General features: G+C 30.6%; 17 protein-coding genes. All 17 read right to left on the bottom strand.

Annotated features, from left to right (window positions below; all coding sequences use genetic code 11):
* Positions 1-137: 137 nt before the first annotated feature.
* Positions 138-1,700, bottom strand: a complete 1,563-nt coding sequence (locus ACREVX_RS01855) for a response regulator transcription factor (RefSeq protein ID WP_431542386.1) — start codon at positions 1,698-1,700, stop codon at positions 138-140.
* Positions 1,678-3,186: a sensor histidine kinase gene (locus ACREVX_RS01850; protein ID WP_431542385.1), complete on the bottom strand. Its 1,509-nt coding sequence runs from the start codon at positions 3,184-3,186 to the stop codon at positions 1,678-1,680. The genes ACREVX_RS01855 and ACREVX_RS01850 overlap by 23 nt, the downstream gene beginning before the upstream one ends.
* A 172-nt stretch (positions 3,187-3,358) precedes the next feature.
* A complete protein-coding gene (locus ACREVX_RS01845; protein ID WP_431542384.1) occupies positions 3,359-3,784 on the bottom strand; it encodes an HIT family protein in 426 nt (141 codons plus the stop codon).
* A 30-nt stretch (positions 3,785-3,814) separates the two neighbouring features.
* Positions 3,815-5,302 carry a UxaA family hydrolase gene (locus ACREVX_RS01840; protein WP_431542383.1) on the bottom strand — a complete coding sequence of 496 codons (1,488 nt, stop codon included), beginning with the start codon at positions 5,300-5,302 and terminating at the stop codon, positions 3,815-3,817.
* A 115-nt stretch (positions 5,303-5,417) separates the two neighbouring features.
* On the bottom strand, positions 5,418-6,866 hold the full coding sequence (locus tag ACREVX_RS01835) for a tagaturonate reductase (protein WP_431542382.1): 1,449 nt from the start codon (positions 6,864-6,866) through the stop codon (positions 5,418-5,420).
* Positions 6,867-6,878: 12 nt separating this feature from the next.
* On the bottom strand, positions 6,879-7,826 hold the full coding sequence (locus tag ACREVX_RS01830) for a sugar kinase (protein ID WP_431542381.1): 948 nt from the start codon (positions 7,824-7,826) through the stop codon (positions 6,879-6,881).
* A 2-nt stretch (positions 7,827-7,828) separates the two neighbouring features.
* Positions 7,829-8,851: a PfkB family carbohydrate kinase gene (locus ACREVX_RS01825; RefSeq protein ID WP_431542380.1), complete on the bottom strand. Its 1,023-nt coding sequence runs from the start codon at positions 8,849-8,851 to the stop codon at positions 7,829-7,831.
* 86 nt (positions 8,852-8,937) lie between these two features.
* Positions 8,938-9,582, bottom strand: coding sequence for a bifunctional 4-hydroxy-2-oxoglutarate aldolase/2-dehydro-3-deoxy-phosphogluconate aldolase (locus tag ACREVX_RS01820; RefSeq protein ID WP_431542379.1), 645 nt, complete (start codon positions 9,580-9,582; stop codon positions 8,938-8,940).
* Positions 9,583-9,686: 104 nt separating this feature from the next.
* On the bottom strand, positions 9,687-10,997 hold the full coding sequence (locus ACREVX_RS01815; RefSeq protein WP_431542378.1) for a TRAP transporter large permease: 1,311 nt from the start codon (positions 10,995-10,997) through the stop codon (positions 9,687-9,689).
* Between the two features lie 15 nt (positions 10,998-11,012).
* Positions 11,013-11,498, bottom strand: a complete 486-nt coding sequence (locus tag ACREVX_RS01810) for a TRAP transporter small permease (RefSeq protein WP_431542377.1) — start codon at positions 11,496-11,498, stop codon at positions 11,013-11,015.
* A gap of 1 nt (position 11,499) precedes the next feature.
* The gene (locus ACREVX_RS01805; protein WP_431542376.1) at positions 11,500-12,519 is read right to left on the bottom strand and encodes a TRAP transporter substrate-binding protein; all 1,020 of its coding nucleotides are present in this window, start codon (positions 12,517-12,519) and stop codon (positions 11,500-11,502) included.
* A gap of 125 nt (positions 12,520-12,644) precedes the next feature.
* Complete coding sequence (locus ACREVX_RS01800) at positions 12,645-13,646, bottom strand: LacI family DNA-binding transcriptional regulator (protein ID WP_431542375.1); 1,002 nt, start codon at positions 13,644-13,646, stop codon at positions 12,645-12,647.
* Positions 13,647-13,734: 88 nt separating this feature from the next.
* Positions 13,735-15,141, bottom strand: coding sequence for a glucuronate isomerase (gene uxaC, locus ACREVX_RS01795; protein ID WP_431542374.1), 1,407 nt, complete (start codon positions 15,139-15,141; stop codon positions 13,735-13,737).
* Between the two features lie 195 nt (positions 15,142-15,336).
* Entirely contained in the window at positions 15,337-16,353 is a 1,017-nt protein-coding gene (locus ACREVX_RS01790; protein WP_431542373.1) for an SDR family oxidoreductase, read from the bottom strand.
* Between the two features lie 91 nt (positions 16,354-16,444).
* The gene (locus tag ACREVX_RS01785; RefSeq protein ID WP_431542372.1) at positions 16,445-17,029 is read right to left on the bottom strand and encodes a rhomboid family intramembrane serine protease; all 585 of its coding nucleotides are present in this window, start codon (positions 17,027-17,029) and stop codon (positions 16,445-16,447) included.
* Positions 17,030-17,074: 45 nt separating this feature from the next.
* Positions 17,075-18,052: a CPBP family intramembrane glutamic endopeptidase gene (locus ACREVX_RS01780; protein ID WP_431542371.1), complete on the bottom strand. Its 978-nt coding sequence runs from the start codon at positions 18,050-18,052 to the stop codon at positions 17,075-17,077.
* A 262-nt stretch (positions 18,053-18,314) separates the two neighbouring features.
* Positions 18,315-19,682: a SpoVR family protein gene (locus ACREVX_RS01775; RefSeq protein ID WP_431542370.1), complete on the bottom strand. Its 1,368-nt coding sequence runs from the start codon at positions 19,680-19,682 to the stop codon at positions 18,315-18,317.
* Positions 19,683-19,689: the final 7 nt, after the last annotated feature.

The raw sequence follows: 19,689 nt of genomic DNA, 5'->3' as shown, positions 1-19,689 counted from the left end.
TAGCAATTATTAATTATTATTTCTCCTACTTTTTAAATTGTTACTCTTACTAGTGATTATTTTAACTTATTAATATTATTTATGCAATTTATTGTTTCTAATTTCTAAATATTAATTTATATTTTTATTCACATTAACTATAAATTACAATATTTTTTTGGTGACATATTAGTATACTTTTTAAATGCTTTGCTAAAATAATTTTGGTCCGCATAGCCAACTTCAAAGGCAATCTGTTTAACAGATTTATTCCCTTCAAGTAGCATACTTTTTGCTTTTTCCATTTTCATCTTAATTACATATTCCTTAATGCTTATTCCGTATGCTTTAGAAAAAATTCTACTTAAATAAAAACTACTCATAGATACATATAAAGCCAAATTATCTAAACTTACATCCTTCATATAATTCTCTTCAATATAAAGTTTTACTTTTTCAATAACATCAATATTTTTGCTTCTTTTATAATTCGAAATGTAAGTAATAATATTTTTTAGAATTAGGCTTATACAATTCTTTAACTCCGATATTTCCCCTAGTTCAATCAATTCTTTTAATATTTTATCTTTACTGAAATGTTTAAAATCTTTTCCAATAAATTTACTAATGTCCTCAATAATATCATCAAACATTATAAAAAACGTTTGTTTTACACTTATGATATCAAGAGTTCCATTTTTGTTTAATAAATTATTTAAGATCATGTCTAATTCAATTATTACTCCATTTAAATCTTCATTTATAATTTTTTCGGTTAAAATATCATTAAATTCATTAATATTGTAAGTATTATCATAATTATTAATAGCCTTAGTCTCAGGAGCATATTCTTTATTTCCCTCTACTTTTAAGCACCTCTTTGCATCTTTATATGAAATATTTAATTGATTAAGCCCTTCATGCATGGCGGAATATCCTACTGATAATGTTACATCGTATTTTAATTTAAAATCATCCCTTAGATCATTTATCAAGTTCTCAAACATCGAACTTAACATCTTACTCCCAATAGCTTCGTCAAAAATAAATAATATAACATTATTTAGACATAAGCCCCCTACAATTTTGGGAAATAATAGGTTCAACTTCTGTTTTATTAAGACAACACTATTGTCATTGAAAATTTCTTTTTCACTTAAATTAAATATAATGCAAGAAAACTTAGCACTAACAATCTCAAAAATATCCTTATATTCATTAAATTGGTTGTCAGTTAATGTTACTCCATAAGCTATATTTTCAATCATTTGCTTTTCACCATAAGGAGAAATTTTCTTATAGTTATCCCTCAATTCATCCGACTTATTTACCATTAATTTTTTAGAATTTATTTTATTAATTACTTTATTTAACGAGTTTATGAACTCGTCATTTGAAAAGGGTTTTAATAAATAATCACTTACCCCAATATGTATCGCTTGTTTAGCGTAATCAAAATAATTAAAAGCAGTTAGTATTATGAATTCAGTTTTTTCATAACTTTTTTTTATAATATTACATGCCTCAAGCCCTCCCATTATTGGCATATGAATATCCATTAATATAATATGGGGTTTAAGTAATAGAGCCATATCAACAGCATCTCTCCCATTACTTACTTCACCTATGATTTCAATACTTTCAGAAAAATATTTTTTCAAAATAAATCTAAGTGCTTTTCTCTCTAATGCTTCATCCTCAGCAATTAAAAGCTTTAACACTCTCATCACTCCCTTCCCTTGGAATTGAAATTATAACCAGTGTACCGTAATTTTTTTTGCTTTTGATTTTAATTAAATCATTCCTATTAAAATATAGCTCCAACCTTTTTTTAACATTATAAACGCCAAGACCAGTTGACTTACTTTTGACATCACAAAGCAAAGCATTTATTTTTTCATCATCCATTCCAACTCCATTGTCGTAAATTGTAATCTGTATAAAGCAATCTACCTCATTTATAGAAATCTTTATTATACCACCTTTATCTTTTTCCCTTAACCCATGAATTATAGCATTTTCTACTATAGGTTGTATTAGCATGGGTGGGACTTTAATAGAATCCAATTTCTTATCAATATCAAATTGAAAACGCATTTGATCTTGAAATCTAGTTTCTTGTATAATAACATAGGCCTTTATCATGTGCATTTCTTCTTTTAGTTTTACCATCTTATCTTTACTATCTAAATTATACCTAAGTATTTTTGAAGTTGCCTCTATTAATTTCACAGTTTGGTCTGCATCCTCAAACATAGCCATTCTGCTAATAGTATTTAAAGTGTTAAATAAAAAATGTGGATCCATCTGTGATTGCAGGGCCGATAATTGTATTTCCTTAATCAATTTATCTTTTTGCGTACTTTTAAGTTTTTCTTCATGATAATTATTTTCAATTTCAGCTTTTTCATTTATTTTCTCAATAAGCTTACGAATACTGTGTTTCATTTTATCAAAGGCCTTGGCAAGACTATTTAATTCATCATACTTTTGATCTTTCAGATCAGGTATCTCCCACTCTGCATTCGATAGAAGTTCAGAGTATCTTCGAAGTTTACCTATAGTATTTTTAAGATCTCGACTTACCAGCATTGTGTAAATAAAACTCACAACAATTATAATTATTAACGTAATATAAATTTTTATTTCTGTATTTTTGTATTTTTGAACTGTTGTTGAATATAACAAATTACTATAGTCTAAATATGAAACAAGTAAAGACTCAGAATGTTTGGTTATATAAGAATTTAATGTCTTTATGTCAGTTAATTTATCATAACTATTTTGATCCAATATTTCTGAATTGATAACTTCACTCATCAAATGATAGGACTCAGTTTTATATGAAGCGAACATATTATTTAAATTTCTTAAATAAATACTACTGTTTTCAACCTTTTCAACATAAGGCTCAATTTCAATTACTAAATCTTTTATTTTGTCATTTGAATCATTATATTTTTTAATGTTTTCGTCATCTTTAGTTTTTACAAACATATCAAAATAACCCCAACTGTTGCTAAATTCTAATGAAAGCTTACTCAATTTGATATTTATACTCCTGTACTCTTTGTAATTCTCAGAAGTAATTTTTCTTTCATATAATGAAAAAATAAAGCCAATACTCATAAGTAAAATAATAAGTATGAAATTATTAAAAACTCTACTTCCTATTGTTTTTTTATTAACAATCCTCTTAAGTTTCATTGTAAGCTCCTTTAAAATAACAAATGTCTATTATAGATAATAATTTATGAACTATAAATTATGTCCTAATTCTACTCTAATTATACTATTTAATATATTTATAGTCTATTATTTAGCTCACAAAAAAAAGTGATACAAATAATAACTCATTGCATCACTTTTAAAATAAATTTTATAAATTTTCTTTAATTTTATTTATTAACTGATTATACTCTTCTTCTTTAAGAAGAACTTTTTCGCTAGGCATCATTTCAAATGTTCCTCCAAAACTAGGTCCATTCTTATATTTAGGAACTATGTGATAATGAAGATGAGTCATGGTATCAGCATAAGCACCGTAATTAATTTTATCAGCAGAAAATGCTATGCTTATAGCCTTTGCAACTCTTGCAACATCCTTCATGTAAAGTACGCGCTCCTCATCACTTAAATCGAATAGCTCGCTTTTATGTCCATTATATGCTACAACGCATCTTCCCTTATAAGTCTGTTCTTTAAATAAATATAAGGTTGAAGCCTCAAGTGTACATATTTCAATCATTAAATTAGTAAGTCGTGCGTCTTTTACGCAGTAAAAGCAATCATTATTAAAACTCATGTTTATTTCTCCTTTTATTATATATTTTGTTTAAAGGGTTACTCCACTCTTAAAAATAGCTAATTCCCTAAAATCATTTTTTTCATTATTAACTAATTTTCCATTTGCTACTTCAATGATATATTCTATAAATTCTTCTGTCATAGCTTCTAAAGACTTATCTTGAACTAGTGTTCCAGCATTAAAATCTATCCAATGAGGTTTTAATTCAAATATTTGAGTATTTGTTGATATCTTCATTGTTGGTACGAAACTTCCAAATGGAGTACCTCTGCCCGTAGTGAAAAGAACCATTTGACAACCAGCTGCAGCAAGTGCAGACGCTGCTACTAAATCATTCCCCGGAGCACTTAATAAATTAAGTCCTTTGGTGCTTAATGTTTCTCCATATTTAAGCACGTCTACAACAGTTTCGGTACCTGCCTTTTGCGTACAACCTAGTGATTTATCTTCAAGTGTAGTTATGCCTCCAGCTTTATTTCCTGGTGACGGATTCTCATAAACTGGCTGATCGTACTTCATAAAATATTCTTTAAAGTCATTAATTAAAAATACTGTTTTATTATATACCTCTTCATTTTTGGATCTAGCCATTAGAAGCATTTCTGCCCCAAACATTTCAGGTACTTCTGTTAATATTGTGGTGCCACCTTGAGCTACAAGAAAATCAGAAAGTTTTCCAACAAGAGGGTTTGCAGTTATTCCTGAGAGTCCATCAGAACCACCACATTTCAATCCTATTTTAAGTTCTGATAAGCTACACTCTTCCCTTTTATCAGATTTCATAACTTCATAAAGTTCTATAAGCAAATTAGCTCCTTCTTGTATTTCATCAGAAACTTCTTGAGAAATTAGAAATTTAACCCTCTTTTCACTAAAATCACCTAAAGATTTTTTGAAATCAGCCATACCATTATTTTCACATCCAAGTCCTAATACCAAAACTCCGCCGTTATTTGGATGTTTAACTGCATCGCCTAATATCGTTCTTGTGTTTATATGATCATCACCAAGCTGTGAGCAACCATAATTATGCTTTAATACCTCTACATTATCTATAGTTACAGTGCACACCATTTCTTTAAATCTATCAATAATTCTATCTGCTATACCATTAACGCACCCTACAGTTGGAACTATCCAAAGTTCATTTCTAATACCCACATTCCCATTCGATCTTTTATATCCATTAAATGTTAAATCTCTTTTTTTATAACTATTCTCTATAAGTTTTTGATCAAATTTGTATTCCTTTATTCCTTCTAAATTTGTTTTTATATTATGAGTATGGACCCATTGACCTTCAGTTACATCAATAATAGAATGACCTATAGGAAATCCATATTTTACAATATCCTCATCTAATTTAATATCGCTAATTGCTATTTTATGTCCTCTTTTAACTTCTTCTTTTAATGTTACACTTTTACTACCTATAATAATTATTTCATCCTTTGATAAATCAGTTAAAGCCACTACTATATTATCAATTTCATTTATCCGGATTATATTTTTCATTCACTTAACCTCACTTTCATTAAATCATCTCCTGCGGAGCTGAAATATTAAGATTTATTATGATATAGTATTTATCCCCCACTTATAAAGGTGGAGGATAAATACTATAATATGGTTAAAGAACTTGTTTTATTGCTTCTACAGTTCCAACTTTTTCAATGCTAAATAAATACTGTGTTACTGCATCTGTTAATCCTTGAACTTCATTTAAATCCATTTTCCAAACTTTTTTATATGAAAGTACAGTAGTTACTAGTTTCTTTATACCTACTTCACTTCCATCACAATTATCCCATGCAGCTTTGTATAGTTCTAAAACATCAGCATCATCAGATAATTTTATTACTTCTTCTCCCCTTTTGCCTTTATAGAATTCCATAAGTGCAGCTAAAGAGAATACTAATCTTTTTGGTAATTCATTCTTTACTTTTACAAATTGTAATAATGAAGGTAAATCCCTTGTTTCATATTTTGACATTGAATTCAAAGATATACTCATTAAGTAATGTTTAACATAAGGATTCATAAATCTTTCAAGAACAACCTTAGCATAGTATGATAATTCCTCTTCTGGAAGGTCTAATGTTGGAATTATTTCCTTGTATATTGTATCTTTAATGAATTTCCCCATAACTTCATGTTCAACAGACTCTGCAACTGTGTTTAATCCATAAAGGTACGATACTGGCACAAGTGATGTATGTGATCCATTAAGTATTCTTACCTTTCTTGTTCTATATGGAGTCATATCGTCAACAAATTTAACATTAAGTCCTGCTTTACCTACTGGGAATTCATTTTCAATCCATTTTGGTCCTTCTATAATGAAAAGGTGGAAATGTTCTCCAACATTAACTAAATTATCTTCATATCCAAGTTCCTCTGTTATCTCTTTTATAGTATCTCTTGGGTACCCTGGAACTATTCTGTCAACAAGTGTGCAGCAAAATGTATTTGCTTCATTTATCCATGTAACAAACCCAGCTTCTAAATTCCAAATCCCAGAAAGTTTTAGAATTATCTCTTTAAGTTTGTCACCATTTCTATCAATAAGTTCACAAGGAATAATTATTAATCCCTTTTCTTTTTGACCGCTAAATGTTTTAAATCTATGATACAATAATGCTGTAAGTTTTCCTGGGAAGCTCTTTTGAGGTTTATCTTCTAGCTTATCAGTTTCATCGTATGCAATTCCTGCTTCAGTAGTATTAGAAAATACAAACCTCAATTCTGGGTTTTCAGCTATCTTCATGTACTCATCATGTTGCGTATAAGGGTTTATTCCACGACTTATACTGTTTATTACTGAATGCTCAGCTATTGCTTTGCCATCATTCATTCCTTGTAAATAAAGAGTGTACAAACCGTCTTGCTCATTTAATTTGTCTACAAGTCCAAACTCGATAGGCTGAACTACTACTACACTACCATTAAAACCAGCTTCTTTATTCATCTTATCAATTTGCCAATCTACGAAAGCTCTTAAAAAATTACCTTCCCCAAATTGAAGCACTTTTTCAGGGAATTGTTTATATTCTTTATAGGTTGTTTTATTTAATTTCATTTTTAAACCTCCCTATCTTTCGATTGTTTTAGTTTTTCCAATAAACGCCATTAGTTGTTCATTATTTGGATAACCTTCCATGTCACCCTTTACAAGGACTGCCATGGCGCCAACCCCATTTGCATATTCTGCGCATCCTTTTAAATCTAATTTATTTAACATCCCTGATAAGAAACCTGCAGCAAATCCATCACCTGCGCCCACTGTATCTTGTGGATTTTCACATATATATGGATTTACATATAATTTATTTACTGAGTCAGTTACATAACATCCTTCTTTACCAAGTTTTACAGCTACAATATTACATCCCATATCCTGAAACCTTTGTGCAATGTCTTCAGGTTTAGTAAGTCCAAGGAGCATTTCACCCTCATCAATACCTGGAAAAATTATGTCCGATTGTTTTGCAATTTCAAGTAGAACTGGAACTGCATCTTCCTTGTTCCATAATTTAAGTCTAATATTCGGGTCAAAAGACACCATAACATTATTACTTTTTGCAATTTCTATAGCTTTAAATAAAGTTTTCCTGCAACTCTCAGAAAGGGCAGGAGTTATACCAGTAATATGAAGTATCTTTGTGTTTTTAATATACTCTTCATCTAATTCCTCTGGCCTTAATGTGCTGGCAGCGGAACCTTTTCTATAATAATATACATTAGGATTAGAATGCATAAATCTTTCCTTGAAGTATATACCTGTACTTTTCCCAGGTTCAAAAATTACTCTGGATACATCTACGCCTTCTCCTCTTACTGTAGTTTGAATGTACCTTCCGAATTCGTCGTCTCCAAGCTTTGAAAACCATCCAGCCTGATGTCCAAGTTTAGCTAGAGCAATTGATACATTTGACTCTGCCCCAGCAATAGACTTGTTAAAATTTTGAACGTATCTTAAAGGCCCTGAAGAATCTGGACTAAATAAAACCATGGACTCACCAAAAGTTACAACATCCATAATTATCTTTGCACCCTTCCTGAAGCATCACCATTCATAAGCGTCTCTACTTCTTCTTTAGACACAAGGTTAAAGTCACCTTCTACAGTATGCTTAAGGCAAGAAGCCGCAACTGCATATTCAAGAGAATCTTGATTAGATAGACCTGATGTTAAGCCGTATATAAGTCCTGCTCCAAATGAATCGCCGCCTCCAACTCTATCAACTATATGCATTTTATATTTTTTTGAACTATAAAATTCTTTGCCATCATAAAACATTGCAGACCAACCATTATCTGAAGCAGAAAAGCTTTCGCGAAGAGTTATAGCAACATACTTTAAATCAAATAAATCAGTAAGTTTTTTAGCAACATTTTTATAACCTTCACCACTTAAAGTTCCACCAGTTACATCTGTTCCTTCAGCGCTAATACCAAATACTTTTTCGGCATCTTCTTCATTTGCTATTACTAAATCACAATATTTAACGATTTCGCCCATTACTTTGCCGGCTTTTTCACTGCTCCAAAGTTTTTTTCTGAAGTTCAAATCTACACTTACCATAACTCCAGCATCTTTTGCTGCTTTTACTGCGTCTAATGTTATTGCAGCACATTCATCAGATAGTGCAGGTGTTATTCCTGTAAAATGGAACCACTCAGCATCAGCAAAAATTTCCTTCCAATTAAAATCTTCTCTTTTAGCCTGGGCAATAGCTGAATAAGCCCTGTCATAGATTACTTTAGAAGGTCTTTGAGATGATCCCTTTTCACAGTAATAAATACCAACACGATCTCCGCCACGTACTATCATCTTAGTATTTACACCATATTTTCTAAGTTCATTTACTGCTGCTTGACCTATTTCATGTTCAGGTAATTTTGTTACAAAGTAAGCATCCTTGCCATAATTTGAAAGTGATACAGCAACGTTTGCTTCTCCTCCACCATAAACAGCACCGAATTCTTTTGATTGTGCAAATCTTTCATAACCAACTGGTGCAAGTCTAAGCATAATTTCACCGAATGTAATAAATTTTCCCATAATATTGCCTCCTATAAATTCAGTACACACCAATTGGTATGTACTGCCTTGATATTTATTCTATCTAATATGTAACCAAATTATTCTTAAGCTCTTGCTTTTTTAACCGCTTCAACAAATTTAGCAGCAGTCTCTGTTACTAATTTATAATCTCCAGTTTTAGCACCTTTTGTTAAGTCTCCGCCAGTTCCTACTGCTACTGCGCCAGCCTTAATCCAATCCTTAACATTATCAAGTGATACTCCACCTGTTGGCATAAAGTTAGCTTGTGGAAGTGGTCCTTTTAAAGAACTTATTATTTGTGGTCCAAAAACATTACCTGGGAATACTTTAACTATTTCAACTCCAAGCTCTAATGCTTCAATAGCTTCTTTAACTGTCATAATTCCTGGCATAACAGCAATTCTATATCTGTTACATAATTTTATAGTTTCTGGATTTAAGCTTGGACTTACTATATATTTTGCTCCAGCTAAAATACATGCTCTTGCAGTTTCTGGGTCAAGAACAGTTCCAGCACCAATAAGTATTTCTGCATTATCTTTATATATCTGCGTTAATTCTTTTATTACATCTATTGCGCCTGGTACTGTCATTGTAACTTCAATTGCATTTATTCCGCCTTTTGTAACTGCATCTACAATTTTCACGCCTTCTTCTTTAGAATTTGCTCTAATTACTGCTACTAACCCATACTCAGTTAATTTTTGAACTATTTTAATTCTTTTCATTATTTACACCTCTTATTTTATATTTTGAAAATATTTGTCTTATTATATTATATCATATTTTGCATTATACTTCATACAAATATGTTAACGTGTGTTATTTAATATTATTTACTATATCCCATTAATGTTGGCAACCACATTGTAATTGCTGGTACGTATGTTGTAAGCAGTAATACAGCAAAAATAGCAATGTAATATGGTATTAATTTTAGCATTACATTTTCTATCGTTGTTTTAGCAACCTTAACACCAACAAAGAGTATATTTCCTACAGGTGGTGTAATTGTACCTATACATAAGTTAAATGTTACCATTATACCAAACTGAATTGCTGACATCCCAAAACCCATACAGATTGGTAAGAATATAGGTGTAAAAATAAGTATTGCAGGTGTAATATCCATGAACGTTCCTATAAACAATAGTACAATGTTAATTATTAATAGGATTATTATATGATTACTGCTAACAGTTAATAATGCAGTTGAAATCGCAGAAGGTATTGCAGTGAATGCCATAACCCATGCCATAACACTTGATACACCTATTAAGAATACTATAATACCTGTCATTTCAGCGCTTTCTTTATATATATCATATAAATCCTTAACTTTTATTGTCTTATAAAAGAATATAGATAATATTAAGCTATAAGCAACAGCTACTACTGAACCTTCCGTAGCTGTAAATATACCAGTGACAATTCCACCTATAACAATTAAAATCAATAACAAACTTGGTACAGCCTCAAGGGTTATTTTTAGCGCTTGTTTAAGTGTAACACGCTCCGAAGTTCGATATCCTTTTTTTCGTGCTATGAAGAAAGCAACGACCATGCAGCTAAAACCCCAAAGAATTCCCGGAACATAACCTGCCATAAATAGTGCTGCCACTGAAGTTCCTCCACTTACAAGCGAATATGTTATTAACACATTACTTGGAGGTATCAATAATCCTGTTGGCCCTGTTGCTATATTTACAGTTGCCATATAATCACGGTCATAACCATCTTCCACTGCAATTGGTCCTATAATAGAACCCATAGCTGATGTCGCTGCAACTCCTGAACCTGAAATAGCTCCGAACATCATATTTGCAACTACATTAGTATGTGCCATTGCCCCTGGTATTCTACCTGATAAAATTTTGGCAAAATTAATTAAACGTATTGCTATTCCACCCTTATTCATAATGTTTCCTGCAAGAATAAAGAAAGGTATTGCTATTAATGTAAATACAGATATTCCTGAAAATGTTCTTTGAGCAGCTGTCAAAACGGCAGCATCAAAATTTAACGTCGGCAATATAGCCAATAATGATGCTATACCTAATGCTACTGAAATTGGAATTCCTGCAAGTAACAATATTATTAAAACAATTGCTATAATTAGTCCTGCTGATAATGCTATAGACATATATTTTCCTCCTCTTTAGTTAATATTTTCTTTTTTTAGTTCGATCATCAATTCATTTATATTAAGAATGTTATAGATGACCGTTAAAACTCCACTGATAGGAACTACCACATATACTAACGCCATAGATACTCCAAGCGACGCTGTAATCTGTATAGTTGTAAGTTTTGTAATTGAGATTCCACCATAAATGAGTATTAAAACAGCAAATAATAAAACTACTACTTCGGAAAAAATACTTAAATATATTGAATTTTTACCTTTAAAGAAATTTGCAACATATGACATTCGCATATGCTCACGTTTTCCAAACACCAATGCAGCTGAAAGCAAAGCCATCCATGTGAATAAAAATGTTAACAATTCTTCTGAAATTGTACTAGGTGAATTAAATACATATCTTGTTATAATTTGATATAATCCAATAATTGTTATGATTGCAAATAAAGAGATACATATTATTTCTAATATTTTAGTTAGCTTCAATTTGAAATTTGCCATATTATTTCTTCTCCTTCATTTGTTTATTAATATTTTGAATTTTATCATATATAGGTTGTAATTTTTCATTTTTTAATAATAACTCTTTTTGTAATGGTAGAACTTTATCTCTAAATAATTCAACATCCGGTTTTATAAATTCAACTCCCATTCCTTTTGCCTGTACAACAGCATCTGCTATTTGAACATCCCATTGTGAACGCTCAACTTTTGTACATTCTCTCGCTGCATCATCAAAAATTTTTCTCTCCTGCGGTGATAAACTATTTAGAAATTTAACATTTCCTATTAATAAATCTGGAACCATTTGATGTTCATCGTATGTATAAAATTTAGCAACCTCACCATGTTTGTTGTTAGTAAGTGCCAATTCATTATTTTCTCCACCGCCAATTACTCCTGATTGTATAGCTGTATATACTTCTCCGAAACTCATAGGGGCAGCCGCTGCACCAAATAATTGCATCATCCGTACATTTGTAGCACTTTGTTGCACACGAATTTTTTTACCGCTTAAATCTTCTGGTTTTCTAATAGGTGTTGTAGAATAAAAGTTTCTTGTACCTGCATCTAGCCAAGTAACTGCTTCAAACCCAGCTTCACCTGTAGATTGGTAAATACCATTCATTAATTCTTTATTTTCCATTACCGTGTGGTAGCTATCTACGCTATCAAATAAATATGGCATACTAAATATTTGATAAATATTGTCAAACGATTCAAGATTACCAGTACTTGCAACCGTAAAATCAATTGCTCCGGTTTGAACAAGTTCTATAGTTTTTACAGAAGGTCCTAGTAATTCATTGGGGAAAATCTGAACATCATACTTATCACCTAATCTAGATTCTATATATTTTTCATACGCCAAAAGCCCTAAATGGTCAGGATGAGTTTCCGATTGTGAGTGGGATATACGAACAATTCGTTTTCCATTAGTAACACTACTGCACCCAATTAAACCAAAAGCTAATGTTGATATTAGTATAAAAGCCATAGTTTTTTTCATAATTTTAATCATGTTTTTTCCTCCTTTGTTTGCCTCTTACAATATTAATCTTATAATTACAAAAATATTATTACTAAAAAATTCCATAATAATATTTTATTGTTAACGTGAACAATTTTTCACAAATCAGTGGCAAACTATCTTATTCTTAACACTGATTCTCTTTCAACTAGTTCTGTATTAATGTAAATCTTTTCGCCTTTAAGACTATTACCACTTATAATGTTTAATAGACTTTCTGCGCCTTTTCTACTTACTTCATTAATAGGTCTTTTCACAGTAGTTAAGGCAGGTGTTAAATAATCACCTAACTGCCCACCATCAAATCCAATAAATGAAATGTCGTTGGGAACATTTAATCCTGCCTCTAATGTAGCTTTCATTGCTCCAACCGCCATATCGTCGTTAGAACAGAAAATCGCTGTTGGCCGAATGTTTAATGACAATAGCTTTTTCATTGCATTGTATCCACTGACTATAGTATAATTTCCTTCAACCATATATTGACCGCTTACTTGCAATTTATTTTCAATTATTGCTTTTAAATATCCATTTTTTCTCTCTGTAGTAGATGTAAATCCCTGTGCACCTTCTATTATAGCTATATTTTTATGCCCATTATGTATCAAGTATGTTACAGCCTCATAAGCGCCCTTTTTATCTGCCGATAATATATTAACTACTGAACTCTCATCTATATCCGTATTTAGCACAACTAAAGGGATTTTTTCATCCATTAAGTAATATATAAATGGAGTATCACTGTTACTTTGGCTCATTAGTATAATTCCATCAAATCTTTTGCTATTGACGAATCTAAAATCCTTATAATCATCAATTCCTCTAACTACTAGATTATAATTTTCCTTTATAATACTATTAACACCACGCACCGTTTCATAAAAAAAGCTAGAAGAAGTAACCTCGCTTATTGTTGTAAAAATAAGCCCTATGTTATAGGACTTATTTAACACCAAACTCCTAGCACTATAATTTGGTACATACTTAAGCTGTTTTGCTATTTCTTTTATTCTAATCTTTGTGACTTCGTTAATAAAGGGGCTATCATTAAGTGCTCTTGAAACCGTTGTATGTGATACATTTGCAATTTTAGCTATATCTTTTATTGTCACTTGCATTTTAGCACCCCTATTTCACTAATAGACACCTATACGTTAGAATTCAAGAGAAGTATAATTGTTTTAACGTTTGATATCCATAGTTTTTTTAGCAATCTAATCCGAAATATGCCTTTGCATTATCATAACATATTCCTTTAATAATACCACCTAAAAGCTCCATATCATCAGGAAATTCTCCATTTTCAACCCATTCTCCAATTAAATTACACATTATTCTTCTAAAATATTCATGTCTTGTGTAAGATAAGAAACTTCTTGAATCAGTTAACATCCCTACAAATCTGCTTAATAAACCAGTATTCGCAAGCACCTTCATTTGTTCTATCATACCCTCTTTATTGTCTAAGAACCACCAAGCAGCACCAAACTGTATTTTTCCTGGTACCTCTGTTCCTTGGAAGTTTCCAATCATAGTACTAAGAACATAGTTATCTTTTGGATTCAAAGTATATAAAATGGTTTTAGGAAGCGAGTTATTTTTTTGCAATGAGTCTAAAAATTTCGATAAAGCAGAAGCTATTTGTTCATCATTAATAGAATCAAATCCAGTATCTGGTCCTACCTTATTAAGCATCTTTGTACTATTATTTCTTTGAGCTGCAAGATGAAGCTGCATTGCCCATCCAAGTTCTGAATATAACTTACCTAAGAACTGTAACACAGCCGTTCTATATTTACTTTCTTCGTCAGGAGTTGCAACTCCTCCATTTAATACCTTTGTAAATATAACAGATACTTCCTCTTTTGTAGCCTCCATATATGTTAAACTATCCAAACCATGATCAGATATCTTACATCCAACTTCGTTAAAAAATCTTACTCTTGATTCTAAAGCTACTAAAAATTCATCATAACTTTTAATACTCATGTTAGATACTTCTGCAAGCTTTCCTACCCATGGTATAAATGTCTCTTTATTTATTGAAAGTCCTTTGTCTGGTCTTAATGCAGGCAAAACCTTTACAGTAAATTTTGTATCTTCTTTAAGTTTTATATGATATTCAAGTGAATCAATCGGATCGTCTGTAGTACATAAAGCTTTAACATTAGATTTCTCGATCAAGTCTCTTGCGCTAAAACCTTGACCATTTAATTGCTTATTAACTTTTTCCCATATAGCTGGTGCTGTTTTTTCGTTAAGAACCTCATATACGCCGAAATATCTTTGAAGTTCTAAGTGTGTCCAGTGATAAAGTGGATTACCTATAGCCATTGGCATTGTTTTTGCCCATGCCATAAATTTTTCATAATCACTAGCATTCCCAGTAATGTATTTTTCATCAATACCATTACTTCTCATAGCTCTCCATTTATAATGATCTCCATATAACCAAGCTTCAGTTATATTTTTAAATTGCTTATTTTCAAAAATTTCTTTTGGATTTAAATGGCAATGATAATCAATGATTGGCATATCTTTTGCATAATCATTGTATAAATTTATTGCAGTATCGTTAGATAATAGAAAGTTTTCATCCATAAATTTTTTCATAAACTCACCTTTTCCTTAATAAATTTGAATTAATGTTAACGTGAACATTAGTTTATGTTTTCATTATAAACTAATGTTTTTTATAATGCAATAGTGAATTTTTTATCATCCTATGTTATTAAAAAAAAGAATAAGAAAATTCACTCTCTAATTTTCTTATTGTAAAATAACTTATTGTAAAATAAAAGAATATATTTAAATATTTTTTATATATTTTAATGCTATTTCTTGTGATTTAATTACATTATCACAAAATAGGTCGAACACTTTATCTTCAATTTGCAGTTCTGGATGCGCTAATATGTATTCAATTGAAAGTCTGACGCCTTGATCGAATCTTGTAGTAGCTATATATTCTGGTACCAACCTCTTAATTTTACTATTATCAAAAACTACAGTGTTTGCTTTATCTCCAACTAATCCGCCTTCTAAATCAGCTTTAAACTTCACTAAAAAATCTGTAGCTACATGGTATTTGATAACTTTAACATTAAGTGCCTCACCAATGATATCGTAAATTTTATTCCAAGTTATAGATTCATCTGATGTGATATGGATAGCTTCACCAACAGCTGCTTGATTTCCCATAATTCCAACAAAAGCCTTTGCAAAATCAGTATTATGAGTAATTGTCCAAAGTGAATTTCCATCCCCAGGGACTATTACAGGTTTTCCTTTAATTATTCGGTCTATTACCTGCCAGCTACCTTTCTCTCCATGAATAGCTACCGGTACACTTCCCACTCCATATGTGTGGCTAGGTCTAATTATTGTTATAGGAAAATCATTTGATCTATACTGGGCAATTAATAATTCCTCACAGGCTATTTTGTCTCTAGAGTATTTCCAGTATGGATTAGCAAGTGGCGTGCTCTCGGTAATTTTGTAAAAAGCTAATGGTTTTTGGTAAGCTGATGCTGAGCTAATAAAAATAAATTGTTTTGTCTTTTTACTAAAAAGCCTTATGTCTCTTTGTATTTGCGATGGTTCAAATGAGATAAAATCTGCTATAACATCAAAATCAATATCCTCAATTAACCTTGCTACCTCTACTTCATTATTTATATCAGCAGTTATTACCTTTACGCCTTCTGGAACTCTGCTTGATTTATTTCCCCTATTGAGCAAATACAATTGCCAACCCTTTAAAACTGCAAGTTTGGATATTTCAGTACTAATCGTTCCTGTTCCACCTATAAATAAAGCTTTCATTAAACTTCTCCATTCTGCCATATTTAAATGGCATAAAATTTATATTAAATTTATTAATATATAAAAATAACTCATCTACAAAATCTTCTATTTACAATATATCCTTAAAAGTATTTCCTTTATGTTTAATTTTAAAAGCAAACAATGCTCCACAAAGCCCACCAATAATATGAGCAAGTTGAGATATATTATCCTGAGCAAACGCACCACTAAAAATTTCTCTGCCTATGAACACAAAGAACACAATTATTAATGTCATTGGAATTTTCCCTCTCTGGGCATTTGTAAATGAACTTAAAATAATAAACATATAAACAATCCCGCTTGCACCTAGAAGTGCCGTACTGGAAAAAATTGTATGTATTAACCCTGTAACTAAAGCCGTTACTAGTATTAACTGCACTAAAACCTTTGAACCATACTTTTCTTCAAGCATAGGTCCTGTTATTAAAATTATTATAAAATTACCAGAAAAATGAGCCCAATTAGCATGGCCAAGTATATAAGAAAAAAGCCTCACATATTGCATAGGATCAAGAAAAGATGTTCTATAATTTGAAAAAACAAGCTGAGTAGAAAGACCGCTTGTTAAGTAACCTAGTAAGTAACTACCAAGAGCTAAAAAAGTAAAAGTTAATATCACAGGTGAATTATATTGTATTTTCTTTAGTTTCATATTTTTTCTCCTCCACTTAAAATTACTAAGTTATACTTCCCTACTTTAGATTTTATAATACCTTGATATAACCAATAACGTAATTGAAACAAAATATATAACTAGTGGAATATATTGTTTTTTATCTATAGGTTTATCATATATTCTTGTATTATTTTTTTCAAGTTCTAATCCATTTTTTTTCTCTTTATATTCCTTTAGTTTTCTTAAGTTTATAAATAATATAGCTCCCCCGATTAGAAAAAATAACGAGGCTCTAAGTATTACTACTATAAAACTTGCATTCATAACCTCATTTGTGGCCGCCACTTGTGCTGGGTCTAGCACTCCATCTTTTATTCCAGTAGCACTCATAATCATAACTACCTTACTTAAGACAAATGATATTGCATTATTTGCTGCATGAAATGTCATACTCCCTACGAGTGAACCACTATATTCACGTACCTTAAGTATAATAAACCCCAAAAACATTACATATACAATTTGCATTATATTACCATGAAATGTTGCAAATATTAAAGTTATTATAAAATATTTTATTTTTCTATTTAACCCTTCATAAGCATCTAATAAAACTCCTCTAAAAAATATTTCCTCAAAAAATGCAGGAACTAAAACTACCACAATCAACCCTAATAATGTTGAACTATTATTTAATAGGTTAGATATTTTCATACCATCTTCTATTGCAATTGGAAATAACTTCATGCTTACAGAATTAACACCAACTGCAAAAATATAAGTCCCAAATGCTACAAACATAATTGTAATAAGCTGTTTTATTGATATTTTCTTAATTACCATTACCTCGCTAAATCCTCTCTTAGTAATTCTGCAATATAATAATGTTATTCCCCCAAATGTTATAACAGTAGTTACACCAGAAAGGAGTAGTGAAATATCCCCACCTAAAGAACCGCCTAGATTAAATAACGTATTTACTATAATAGGAACTAATACAAATAATATTAAAGCTAGTATTAATAAACTATTTGCCAATAGTATTTTTTTACTTCTCATAATTTTTTCTCCTCAAAATATAAAATTTTTTCAAATAAACTGACTTAATCAAAATCTTTGTTTTATTTATTTATTTTAATTATATAACAATAATTCAAATAGTGCCAACACCCCTAAATATTAATTAACTAAAATTAAATAGGTTTTCAATGTACCAAAAGATATCCTTTAAGAAAGACTTGAAAAAACACCGTACCCAATGTACAGTGCGTACTATAAGGTACGTTGCGTACTATAGGATACGGTGCATAGTGTTCTTCAATTACATTTTTACAATTACACTCTTATCATCACATACGATTTTAATTTTATTTCCAATTTGTGTTGTTTTTAAATTTACGGTATGTCCCCATAACTCATGTATATATTTTAATGTGGCTTCTGCATATGCAATATTTAACTCTCTTCCATCAAAAACATGTTCTAGAGTTAACATTTTATCCTTTAGAGACATTTCTGTTACCCTAATAAGCGGTATAGAACCCACACCACAAGTACTAGCTAATGTGTTCCTAATACTTATAAACCCGTTATCATCTGCCACTTCTTTAACTACATAATTTCCATTTTTAGCAGCATATTCAAATAAATTAAGATCTTCACATAGTTCCTTTGTTAAATATTTTCTTAAAAAAGATTCATCTCGTTCAATGGCACGAACTTCAAATATTTTATTCATTCCATATCTTTTTAAAATATCTTCGAATATCTTAAACCCAACGAAATATGGATTTATAGATCCTTGCCCTGGTGCTATAACATCATTGTGACGCTTAATGAATTCTAAATATAATTCATCTGGCAAATTCAATTTCTTTAGTATATTATAATGCCAAAAGCTAGCCCATCCTTCATTCATTATTTTCGTTTCTATTTGTGGCATGAAGTACGAGGTTTCCTTTCGTACAATCTCCAATAAACTTTTTTCCCAATCCTCCATATCCCCATGTTTTATTATAAAATATAGAATATCGTCTTCTGGTTCTATTGGTATTTTATTTATTTCTGGAAATTCTAATTTTACGTAAACATCTAAGTTGCTATGAATTTCATTATTATTTTTATAATCATCTAAAATTCTTTGCTTTAAAACTTCTTCGGGTATTCTCTTTTCTCCAACGACCCTTGATGTTTGAAACTTTATGGCGTGGGCCGCATCTAATATTCTTTCTACCTTTTCGTAACCTATACTTGGGTCATTTATAAAACTTCTTACCGTATCTGCATGAAATTTAAACATCTCAACTGTTGATGCAGCTCTAGTTCCCTCTTTAAAAAGTCTATTATTCTTAAAAAAGTCATTATGTCCATATACATGAGCTATAGTTAATATTTGTAATAAAAATGTATTTTCCTTCATTAAATATGCTAAACAAGGATCAGAGTTTATTACCATCTCATAAGGCAATCCACTTAAATTATATTTATATAATGTACTATTCTTTTCATAAGATTTGCCAAAACTCCAATGTGGGTAACTCGACGGCATCCCCACATAAGATTCGTAAGCTAGCATATCTTTATATCCGATTATTTCAAATTCTTGAGGATAGTGATCAAGTCCTATCTCATTTACTATAGCCTCAATTTTTTCATTCCAATATTCTAAGTCCTTTAAGGTATACTCCAAAACCATA

The organism is Clostridium sp. (assembly GCF_050717545.1).
In the GTDB taxonomy this organism is placed as follows: Bacteria; Bacillota; Clostridia; order Clostridiales; family Clostridiaceae; genus Clostridium_AD.
Note: the sequence above shows the minus strand (reverse complement) of the source record. Positions and strands in the feature narration are given on the sequence as shown.

Excerpts from the sequence above, each read along its gene's own strand:
- ACREVX_RS01850 (WP_431542385.1), bottom strand. The coding sequence starts at position 3,186 with ATGAAACTTAAGAGGATTGTTAATAAAAAAACAATAGGAAGTAGAGTT.
- ACREVX_RS01845 (WP_431542384.1), bottom strand. The coding sequence starts at position 3,784 with ATGAGTTTTAATAATGATTGCTTTTACTGCGTAAAAGACGCACGACTT.
- ACREVX_RS01840 (WP_431542383.1), bottom strand. The coding sequence starts at position 5,302 with ATGAAAAATATAATCCGGATAAATGAAATTGATAATATAGTAGTGGCT.
- ACREVX_RS01835 (WP_431542382.1), bottom strand. The coding sequence starts at position 6,866 with ATGAAATTAAATAAAACAACCTATAAAGAATATAAACAATTCCCTGAA.
- ACREVX_RS01830 (WP_431542381.1), bottom strand. The coding sequence starts at position 7,826 with ATGGATGTTGTAACTTTTGGTGAGTCCATGGTTTTATTTAGTCCAGAT.
- ACREVX_RS01825 (WP_431542380.1), bottom strand. The coding sequence starts at position 8,851 with ATGGGAAAATTTATTACATTCGGTGAAATTATGCTTAGACTTGCACCA.
- ACREVX_RS01820 (WP_431542379.1), bottom strand. The coding sequence starts at position 9,582 with ATGAAAAGAATTAAAATAGTTCAAAAATTAACTGAGTATGGGTTAGTA.
- ACREVX_RS01815 (WP_431542378.1), bottom strand. The coding sequence starts at position 10,997 with ATGTCTATAGCATTATCAGCAGGACTAATTATAGCAATTGTTTTAATA.
- ACREVX_RS01810 (WP_431542377.1), bottom strand. The coding sequence starts at position 11,498 with ATGGCAAATTTCAAATTGAAGCTAACTAAAATATTAGAAATAATATGT.
- ACREVX_RS01805 (WP_431542376.1), bottom strand. The coding sequence starts at position 12,519 with ATGATTAAAATTATGAAAAAAACTATGGCTTTTATACTAATATCAACA.
- ACREVX_RS01800 (WP_431542375.1), bottom strand. The coding sequence starts at position 13,646 with ATGCAAGTGACAATAAAAGATATAGCTAAAATTGCAAATGTATCACAT.
- uxaC (WP_431542374.1), bottom strand. The coding sequence starts at position 15,141 with ATGAAAAAATTTATGGATGAAAACTTTCTATTATCTAACGATACTGCA.
- ACREVX_RS01790 (WP_431542373.1), bottom strand. The coding sequence starts at position 16,353 with ATGAAAGCTTTATTTATAGGTGGAACAGGAACGATTAGTACTGAAATA.
- ACREVX_RS01785 (WP_431542372.1), bottom strand. The coding sequence starts at position 17,029 with ATGAAACTAAAGAAAATACAATATAATTCACCTGTGATATTAACTTTT.
- ACREVX_RS01780 (WP_431542371.1), bottom strand. The coding sequence starts at position 18,052 with ATGAGAAGTAAAAAAATACTATTGGCAAATAGTTTATTAATACTAGCT.